9 protein-coding genes are annotated in these 6,448 nt (G+C 54.1%); 2 read left to right on the forward strand and 7 right to left on the reverse strand.

The genetic code is table 11. The features are described from left to right. Nucleotides 1-2: 2 nt before the first annotated feature. Nucleotides 3-845, reverse strand: a complete 843-nt coding sequence (locus PMI22_RS09960) for a transporter substrate-binding domain-containing protein (protein WP_007947071.1) — start codon at nucleotides 843-845, stop codon at nucleotides 3-5. A 254-nt stretch (nucleotides 846-1,099) separates the two neighbouring features. On the opposite strand from PMI22_RS09960, the gene PMI22_RS09955 reads away from it, so the two are divergent. After that, nucleotides 1,100-1,960: a LysR substrate-binding domain-containing protein gene (locus tag PMI22_RS09955; RefSeq protein WP_007947072.1), complete on the forward strand. Its 861-nt coding sequence runs from the start codon at nucleotides 1,100-1,102 to the stop codon at nucleotides 1,958-1,960. A 5-nt stretch (nucleotides 1,961-1,965) separates the two neighbouring features. On the opposite strand, the gene PMI22_RS09950 is transcribed toward PMI22_RS09955, so the two are convergent. Both PMI22_RS09950 and PMI22_RS09945 read right to left on the reverse strand, forming a co-directional pair. After that, a complete protein-coding gene (locus tag PMI22_RS09950; RefSeq protein ID WP_007947073.1) occupies nucleotides 1,966-2,985 on the reverse strand; it encodes an ABC transporter substrate-binding protein in 1,020 nt (339 codons plus the stop codon). Nucleotides 2,986-3,192: 207 nt separating this feature from the next. Continuing rightward, nucleotides 3,193-3,408, reverse strand: a complete 216-nt coding sequence (locus PMI22_RS09945) for a TOBE domain-containing protein (protein WP_007947074.1) — start codon at nucleotides 3,406-3,408, stop codon at nucleotides 3,193-3,195. A 329-nt stretch (nucleotides 3,409-3,737) separates the two neighbouring features. Here PMI22_RS09945 and PMI22_RS09940 point away from each other — a divergent pair, with 329 nt between their 5' ends. Continuing rightward, nucleotides 3,738-3,935, forward strand: a complete 198-nt coding sequence (locus PMI22_RS09940) for a hypothetical protein (protein WP_007947076.1) — start codon at nucleotides 3,738-3,740, stop codon at nucleotides 3,933-3,935. Nucleotides 3,936-4,171: 236 nt separating this feature from the next. Here the strand turns inward: PMI22_RS09940 and PMI22_RS09935 are convergent, their stop codons facing one another. From PMI22_RS09935 to PMI22_RS09920, 4 genes are all read right to left on the reverse strand, one after another. After that, nucleotides 4,172-4,495 carry a hypothetical protein gene (locus PMI22_RS09935; RefSeq protein ID WP_007947077.1) on the reverse strand — a complete coding sequence of 108 codons (324 nt, stop codon included), beginning with the start codon at nucleotides 4,493-4,495 and terminating at the stop codon, nucleotides 4,172-4,174. Between the two features lie 431 nt (nucleotides 4,496-4,926). After that, complete coding sequence (locus PMI22_RS09930) at nucleotides 4,927-5,346, reverse strand: hypothetical protein (RefSeq protein WP_007947078.1); 420 nt, start codon at nucleotides 5,344-5,346, stop codon at nucleotides 4,927-4,929. After that, complete coding sequence (locus PMI22_RS09925) at nucleotides 5,343-5,717, reverse strand: hypothetical protein (RefSeq protein ID WP_007947079.1); 375 nt, start codon at nucleotides 5,715-5,717, stop codon at nucleotides 5,343-5,345. The genes PMI22_RS09930 and PMI22_RS09925 overlap by 4 nt, the downstream gene beginning before the upstream one ends. 2 nt (nucleotides 5,718-5,719) lie before the next feature. Continuing rightward, nucleotides 5,720-6,448 (reverse strand): RHS repeat-associated core domain-containing protein (locus tag PMI22_RS09920; RefSeq protein WP_007947080.1); only part of this gene is annotated, 729 nt, incomplete at its 5' end.

Raw genomic sequence — 6,448 nt, forward strand, 5'->3', positions numbered from 1 at the left:
GATCAGGCGCCGTTGGCTTGAAACTGTTTTTGCAGTTCCACCAGCGCGGGTGATGCGGGCGTGATGCTGTTGCGGGTCTGGGCTTCAATCAACCAGCCGCTGCGGTGCAGGTCCTTGATAATCGGATCAATCTTGGCCTGGGTATCGCTTTCTCCGCGGCGGGTCCAGATCACCGACGGCGCGGGGTTGAGTTCCGGGCCGATCGCGCGATAGCCCTGCCATTCGGCGGTGTCGGCGAGCAGCGGATTGATGAGCGTGGCGTCATGCACCGCCGCGACGCAGTTGTTGCCGCGCAACGCCAGCAAGGATTCCGAAGAACTCTTGAAGGCTTTGATCTCAGCGCCAAACTCGGTCAGCGGCTTGATGTAACTGCTGCCCTGGGAGGTGCAGACCGGTTGGTTTTTCAGGTCTTCCCAACGGCTGATCTTGCTGTCCTTGAGCACCGCTGCGGAGCCGCCAACGCGATAGAACGGCGTCGGTACAAAACCGAGGATCTCGCCACGTTCGGCGGTCCATTCCATGTTGGCAATCAGCAAGTCGACCTTACCCTGCTGCAGAAACTGCACACGGTTGGCGGGCAACACCGGCACCAGTTCCACCTCGGCGCCTAGTCGCTGCCCCAATTCCTGCGCGAGCTCAACATTCAAGCCGCGCGGCTTCTGAGTGGCAGGATCAATCCCGCCAAAGGGGCCGCCGGACAGCAGCACGCCGACCACCAGCACATGACGCTGCTCGATCTTGTCCAGCGTCGCATCCGCATGGACGCCAGTACTGGCAGCCAAGGAGATCAGGGCGCCCAGCATCACGGGCAACAATTGTTTAACAGGCGTGCGCTTGAGCAACATGAACTTCCCCTAATGGTTGATCGGCATACCCCGACCGGGTGTGATGGCATCCTAGGTACAGCGTGGGTGTAACGGAAATGCAGATATCTAATATCGTTATAACTTGCGGTGTGGCCGCCAATACTTTTCAGCCTAAATCTCAGTGTTTATTGGGCAAATCACTAAAACGCTCCAAAACAAACAACGAACAAACATAAAGACCTGTAATGTTTATGTTTAGACTCCTGATATAAAAACAGCCCTGGTCCATTGTCATGTCGCCCCTGCCAACGCTTGATCTTGAATTGCTGCGCACCTTCATTGCCGTGGTGGATCACCACAGTTTTGCCGAGGCCGGCGCGCAACTGGACCGCACGCAATCGTCGGTCACCCAACACATGCAACGCCTGGAACAGCTCGTCGGTGTGAATCTGTTCGAGAAGCGCGGACGGCAAAAACAACTCACCGAAGCCGGCTTGCAGTTACTTCGGCATGCACGGCAGATGCTCTCGCTTAACGACGAGGTGCTGAACTCCCTGCGTGAAAGCAGCCTGAGCGGCGTGTTGCGCATCGGCTCGCCCCATGACATCGCCGACACCATCCTGCCGCCGATCCTCAGCCACATCGCCCGCTCGGCACCGCGCTTGCGACTGGAGATCGATGTCGGCCGCAGTCCGTTCCTGATGGAAGACCTGCACCGGGGCAAGATCGACATGGTGATTTCCACCCGCGAAGACTCCAACCTCGAAGGCTTCGCCTTACGCACTTCACCGGTGTGGTGGATCTGCTCGGCGCAGTACATTCACAACCCCGGCGAACCCTTGCCGCTGATTCTCGTGGACGAGCCGAGCATCTACCGCCGCTATGCGCTGCAAGCCCTGGAGCGCGCCAACATTCCCTGGCGCCAGGCGTATCTGGCCTCGAACCTGATTGGCATCAAGGCTGCGACGCGTGCGGGGCTGGGTGTCACGGCCCGCAGCATGGAAATGCTCGGCCCGGACATGCGCGTACTGGGTGAAACGGACGGATTGCCACGGCTGCCGGACGTGACGTATCACCTGTGGATTCGCCCCAACACGGTGAACCCGCTAGTGCGTCGAGCCTATGAGCTGATCAGAAGCAGCCGGGGGCTCTGACGCGATCAACTGCCCCCGCTGCTGTGCGCTTCCTCAAAGAAGTAATCCTTCCAACTGGCGGCCTTGTTTTTCAGCACACCCAGTTCCTGGAGCTTCTCGGCGTAGATATAGGTGCGCTGTGGCACCACGGTGAAGTCGATTTCGGGATCGGCGACGATCTTCTCAACCAGTGGCAGGGCCAGCTTCGACTGCTCCACGCGGATATAGGTCTGGGCGGCCGCCGGCTTATCGGCCTTGATGATTTTCTCGGCCTCGGCCAGCGCGGCGTAAAACGCCTTGTAGGTTTTCGGGTTTTCGTCGTGGAATTTCTCAGTGGTGTACAGCACGTTGAACGTGGCCTGGCCACCCAGTACGTCGTAGGAACTCAGTACCTTGTGTACGTTGGGGCTCTGCAATTCCTGATACTGGAACGGCGGGCTGGAAAAATGGGAGTTGATCTCCGAACCGCCCGCAATCAGCGCCGATGTCGCATCGGGATGAGCGAGGCTGATCGAGATGTCGTCAAACTTTTTGAAATTGTCCGCACCAAACTGCTTGGCCGTTTCGATCTGCAAGGTGCGCGACTGGAACCCTACCCCCGCCGCCGGCACCGCAATGCGGTCCTTTTCGGTGAAGTCCTTGAGGCTTTTCACATTTGGATTATTGGTCAACAGGTAGTTGGGCATCGACCCCAGCGAAGCGATGGCCTTGACGTTTTGTTTGCCCTTGGTCCGATCCCAGATCGTCAACATCGGCGGCACACCCGCTGACACCACATCCAGCGCACCGGCCAGCAGCGCTTCGTTCATCGCCGTGGCGCCGGAAATGCTGTTCCAGTCGACCTTGATATCGAGGCCCTGCTCCTTGCCATGTTTCTCAATGAGCTGCTGATCACGCACCACATCCAGAATCAGGTAACCGATGCCAAATTGCTGGGCGATGCTGATTTTGCCTTCGGCCTGAACCAGGGGGCTGAGTAATGCGCTCAGCGCAGCCACGGAAGTGGCCAACAGGGTCAATGCGCTGCGCTTGAAAGGTGTCGTCATGAAAACCTCAATGTGAATGTGCGCCACTAATGCCGACAAGGGCAGGAACGCCACAATCCGTAGCAGCTGGCGAAGCCTGCGTTCGGCTGCGCAGCAGTCGTAAACCTGAGTTTGCGAGGTCTTCCTGACACACCGCATTGTCTGATTTCACGACTGCTGCGCAGTCGAACGCAGGCTTCGCCAGCTGCTACAAAGTGTGTTTTGGGGTCAGAGCTTGGCGATCGAGACTTCGGTGGATTTGACGAAGGCAATCACTTCGCTGCCGACTTTCAATTCAAGGTCGCGCACCGAACGGGTGGTGATCACCGAGGTGACGATTCCGGAGGCAGTTTGCACGTCGATTTCCGACACCACGTCGCCTTGCAGGATTTCCTTGATGACGCCTTTGAACTGGTTACGGACGTTGATCGCTTTGATGGTCATGATGAGGCTTCCTGTCTGAGGACGGGCACATCCGTTGGGATGCGCAGGCCTTCAAAGTGCACCACCTGTACAAACAACAAAAGGAATAAATAATTATCTATTTATTCCTTTTTTGAATATTGAGTCTTTGTGCTATTGGCCAAGTTGCGAGGACCTCACACCATTCGTCGCCTAGGCAAATCTTTGACGCAACGCACAAAGTGTCTGGCTTGGGGATTGCAAAGGCCGGTCGTAGCCGCTCGGAAACGACGTAATTCTGACGCAGCAACAATCAAATCAATAATTAAGGACCCCAGCGCAACGCTTGGTGAGTCACCCGGAGATTTAACGTGTCAACCCTCAGTGAAATCGCAGCGAACCACGCGAGAATGGCTAAAACAGTACAAGAATCGACCGGATTGATTGATCGGCACGTGCAAATTGTGGGTAGCTTCGAAGTCCCTTGCCTGGAAGAACAACCGCACATTCCACTGCACCTGGTGGCTGGCGTGCAGGACAACCACCTTGGACAGGTACCTGCGTACTAGTTCTGAGCGTCTTTGCGCACCAAGAAGTGGCACCAAGCGGTTGGCGGCCACTTCTCGCGCACTAATTTGGTGCCATGAAGGCGATCCAATGATCGTTCCCACGCTCCGCGTGGGAATGCCTCCAGGGACGCTCTGCGTTCCAGCCTCACCGCCGGCATCGAGCCAGGCACCAATTTGACGCAGAGCGTCAGTGGCTGCATTCCCACGCGGAGCGTGGGAACGATCTTTCAGCGGCGTTACTCCGAAGCCTGAGCCCGCAACCGCCGCCCAAGCACATCCAGCACATCACACCCATCCCGCAACGGAATGGCGCATAGCAGTGCAAAATCACTGAGGATGAACGACTCACACTCAAGCGAACCGCGCATCGACATGTTCTCCAGCACCTGTGTGACCGCGCGAATTCGATAGTTGGCGGCGTCGTATAAAACATCGAGCGGCGCGTGGGTATCGACGAACAACGTGGGCATGTCGGTGCAGTTGCTGGTGAGGGCCATGAAGCGGTTTTTGGGATGGGGGATTGGTTTTTCGTAGGGGGGATCGGGGTGCAGAGTTTTCATTTTTTGAAAGTCCATGGAGTACTAATTTGAAGCTACCAACGGCCTTTCCTACGGGCTTGGGTGGCAGCCGTGCGCGGGAGTAGGAAACTGAGATACTCCAACTCAGCCACGTCGAAACGTGTCCCGCACACAGCCGCCGCGAACGATATTACGGACTCAATATAAGTGCCGCAATCAATCGACAGTACTGATGCACGTTGGAGTAAGGGTTCCTACACCCTGCCGCTGCATTTGCAGTGACAGCCATAGAATATTCATGGATCTCACTTCGCACCAGTTCATGGAAACCGCTACAGGTTGAAGGAAACTTCCGACGAGCTTGTCCAGACATTTCGTAATAATTACGATGGTTTTAAACAGCATTTAAACATCCCGTAGTGCTGGCAATTGGCAACTCGTGGGATTCCAGACTAAAGGCCTCACCTTCTCCATCACCAGTTGGCCCGTTCTTCAAGACTCGCCCTAAGAAGATCTTCCTTCCAGGCCTCCTGAGCCAACAAATAGACATCTTGAAGAAATCCACGGGGATCCTCCAATGTATACCACTCGCCACGCGGCCAACTCCCTGCATCTTCTTCGTCTATATCAAACAAACTCTGAAAATCATAAGACGCATCGCTTAGCTTTTCCGCTAAAAAATCCAGCAGCACGAGCTTATGTCGATAGGACAGATAACCTAGATTCAAGCTGTATCTTTTGATCAGCTCCGCTCTGTCAAAGCGATCATTCGGATTATATACTTCCAGCTCCGAACCCCGAGTTTCCTCGCGGTCATAAACATCAAAGACGCCAATAAACCACATTAAGCCGGGTTGAAATTCTTCATTTGAAAATGGATCTCGCAAACTCATTTTTTTTCCACAAATGGTGGCTGAGCTACTTCAGTCTGATATTTCAATAAACACGCCAAAAGAACCTGCATAAACCTCCGCCGATCTTCTACCTCATCATCAAAATATGTTGTTATTTTATCAAAAATAGAGTCAAAGCTTTCACCCATATCCAAATAGCAACTTAACGTATCTATATACCATTCGCGATCACTTCCGCTATAGGAGATAAACTCCGGACGCATCAGTATGTCGAACAGCTCAGCGAGCTCGACATCATCATTTACATTTTTAGAAACTATAATCTCTTCTCTTTCATCGTTATCAACATTGTCAATGTCGAACAAAAATAGTAGACCACGCAAAATAGAAAGTTTAGGGGGACGCTTCATACTCAAAAATCCGCAAAAGTCGTTATCGGAGCACCCGTCTCATTTAATATGACGACTGCATTTTTTTGCTTTCCATATACTAAGCCACCACGTTTATATCCCTCACCTATTTGTTTACCCATATTCATTGGCTCTTTAGATGCTGCATGACCATTTCGCCTGAATATTAGCTGAGCTCGATGAATGGCGTTCAACTGATCCCTATAGCTAATAAAACGTGTCGCTGCACTAGGTATCTTTGGCTGACCAGCCTTCCTTCCTGATGTGTACCTTTCAATTACTCCTGTTGTCGGGTTCCTTCCCGACATTGCCCGCTCACGTTGAGACTCCAAACTAGTCTGCTTGCCATGCTTTTCTAGAAAATGAGCACCTCTTGTAGATTTCTCCATCTCATCTAAACGTCGATATGCGTTCGCCTCAGCCAACTCATCAATCCGCGCCCTCCGCTGCTCACCCGTCAGCTTCGGCAGCGTAGGCTCACCTTCATCAACCTTAGCGCCAGTCGTATCATCCGGCGCCCCACACCCTGCCTTTCCCGACTGCGGGCAATTCCCGCTCAACCCCAACGGATCAACCCACCCCGTCGGATTCGGCGTGTATTGATACGGGTTCAGCCCACCCGCCAACTTGATCGGATCAGGTGTCAGGTACCGGCCAACCTGCGGATCATAGTACCGATGCCGGTTGTAGTGCAGACCGCTCTCGGTGTCGAAGTATTGCCCCTGAAAGCG

Source organism: Pseudomonas sp. GM21 (genome assembly GCF_000282215.1).
In the GTDB taxonomy this organism is placed as follows: Bacteria; Pseudomonadota; Gammaproteobacteria; order Pseudomonadales; family Pseudomonadaceae; genus Aquipseudomonas.

Bases quoted from the DNA above. Each gene is read 5' to 3' on its own strand.
- PMI22_RS09945 (WP_007947074.1), bottom strand. From the start codon at position 3,408: ATGACCATCAAAGCGATCAACGTCCGTAACCAGTTCAAAGGCGTCATC.
- PMI22_RS09960 (WP_007947071.1), bottom strand. From the start codon at position 845: ATGTTGCTCAAGCGCACGCCTGTTAAACAATTGTTGCCCGTGATGCTG.
- PMI22_RS09955 (WP_007947072.1), top strand. From the start codon at position 1,100: ATGTCGCCCCTGCCAACGCTTGATCTTGAATTGCTGCGCACCTTCATT.
- PMI22_RS09935 (WP_007947077.1), bottom strand. From the start codon at position 4,495: ATGAAAACTCTGCACCCCGATCCCCCCTACGAAAAACCAATCCCCCAT.
- PMI22_RS09950 (WP_007947073.1), bottom strand. From the start codon at position 2,985: ATGACGACACCTTTCAAGCGCAGCGCATTGACCCTGTTGGCCACTTCC.
- PMI22_RS09925 (WP_007947079.1), bottom strand. From the start codon at position 5,717: ATGAAGCGTCCCCCTAAACTTTCTATTTTGCGTGGTCTACTATTTTTG.
- PMI22_RS09930 (WP_007947078.1), bottom strand. From the start codon at position 5,346: ATGAGTTTGCGAGATCCATTTTCAAATGAAGAATTTCAACCCGGCTTA.